General features: G+C 66.4%; 2 protein-coding genes. Both read left to right on the forward strand.

What is annotated here, in order from left to right; all coding sequences use genetic code 11:
• Positions 1–573: 573 nt before the first annotated feature.
• Positions 574–774: a hypothetical protein gene (locus LHA35_RS28180; protein ID WP_226615043.1), complete on the forward strand. Its 201-nt coding sequence runs from the start codon at positions 574–576 to the stop codon at positions 772–774.
• 50 nt (positions 775–824) lie between these two features.
• On the forward strand, positions 825–1,574 hold the full coding sequence (locus LHA35_RS28185; protein WP_226615047.1) for an ATPase domain-containing protein: 750 nt from the start codon (positions 825–827) through the stop codon (positions 1,572–1,574).
• The last annotated feature ends 7 nt before the right edge of the window (positions 1,575–1,581 follow it).

The raw sequence follows: 1,581 nt of genomic DNA on the forward strand, positions 1-1,581 counted from the left end.
CACGCCGGGCCGTCCGCGAGCGGGCTGAAATACCCCGCCGAGAAGCCGGGCCCGGCGGGGGCGGCTCAATGGGAGCCGTAACGCCAGAGGTGCTGCTCTGGGTTTCGTAACAAAGCTAGGCGGTGATGGGGCGCTCCAGACGGTCGGCCAGATCAGGGCTTAGGCAGATTGAGCGGTTCCGGCTGACCTCCGATAATGCCGGCTTACCGGAAGTGAGAAGAGGGTGCCACAATCGGCGGAAAACAAGCACCGCCAGGGCTTTACCGGAAAGGGAGGGGGAGGGGAGGGGCGGCATCCCCCGGCGGCCGGCCGGAAACCCGCCCGGCATGCGCCGGTCCGGCTTGGCCAGGCCGGACACCCTCCGAAACCGTCGGGTTCGACCCACTGTAGACATTCTGCGGTCCCGGACGTTCCGCCAGGGCAGATTTCAGCAAGACAGATTATTCTTGAGCCGCCCGGTGATCTCGCCTGACGGGCCTCGGCCTGAGGGGATGGCAACCAGCACGCGATCGCGTATTGCCACGTATCTCCAGGGGCAATACAGATGTTTTTCATGATACGGCATGAAACACGATGAAGCAGCCGATTGCCCTGAGGCTCGAGGTCGACCTCCTGAAGGAGATGCGGCGGTGCGCCTCCGAGGAGAACCGGACGCTCACCAACTTCATCGAGACCGTGCTGAAGGCCCGCATCGCCGCCGGGCCACGCTCCCTGGCCTGTCCGTCCGCGGGAGAGTTAGAGGCCGGGGAAGGCCGCCGGCGCAGGCGCGGATAGACCTGCCTGCCAACTTTCCGCGGTGGTCGCACCGACAACATAGAGAACGCATGCCCGAACCGCGGCCGATCCCGACCCTGCGCACCGGCGTGCCGGAACTCGATGTTGTCCTCCGCGGCGGGCTGCCGCGGCACAGGCTGCACCTTGTCGAGGGAACACCGGGCGCGGGCAAGACGACCTTTGCCCTGCGCTTCTTGCTGGAGGGCGCGGCGAACGGCGAGCGCTGCCTCTACGTCACGCTCTCCGAGACGGAGGAAGAACTGACCGCGTCCGCCGCCTCCCACGGCTGGTCGCTTGAGGGTATCGACGTCTTCGAACTCGTTCCGGCCGAGGCGGAGCTGGAGCGTCAGCAAACGGTGCTCTACCCGGCCGAGGCCGAGTTCGGTGAGACCCTGCAGATGATCACTGAGCGCATCGAGGCGACCAAGCCCGAGCGGGTGGTGGTCGATAGCCTGGCCGAGCTGCGGCTGCTGGCACAGGAACCACTGCGCTACCGCCGGCAGCTGCTCGTCCTCAAGCGCTTCCTCCAGGGCCGCCACATCACGACCCTGCTCCTGGACGACCTGACCGGCAATGACAGTGAGGGCGACCTGCACAGCCTCGTGCACGGGGTGCTCTCGCTGGAGCAGATCGAGCGCAACTACGGTGCATCGCGCCGACGGCTGCGGATCGCCAAGATGCGCGGCACTGTGGCGCGACGATCTGGATGCGAGCAGCGCGACAATCAGGATGAGAGTCTGTGGTCGCGGCGGCTGGATGATTGTCGCGGCGCGACAGGTAGGCAAGCGGTTTTCGGGTGATGCGCGA

The organism is Roseicella aerolata (genome assembly GCF_020523605.1).
GTDB lineage: Bacteria > Pseudomonadota > Alphaproteobacteria > Acetobacterales > Acetobacteraceae > Paracraurococcus > Paracraurococcus aerolatus.

Bases quoted from the DNA above. Each gene is read 5' to 3' on its own strand.
- LHA35_RS28180 (WP_226615043.1), top strand. From the start codon at position 574: ATGAAGCAGCCGATTGCCCTGAGGCTCGAGGTCGACCTCCTGAAGGAG.
- LHA35_RS28185 (WP_226615047.1), top strand. From the start codon at position 825: ATGCCCGAACCGCGGCCGATCCCGACCCTGCGCACCGGCGTGCCGGAA.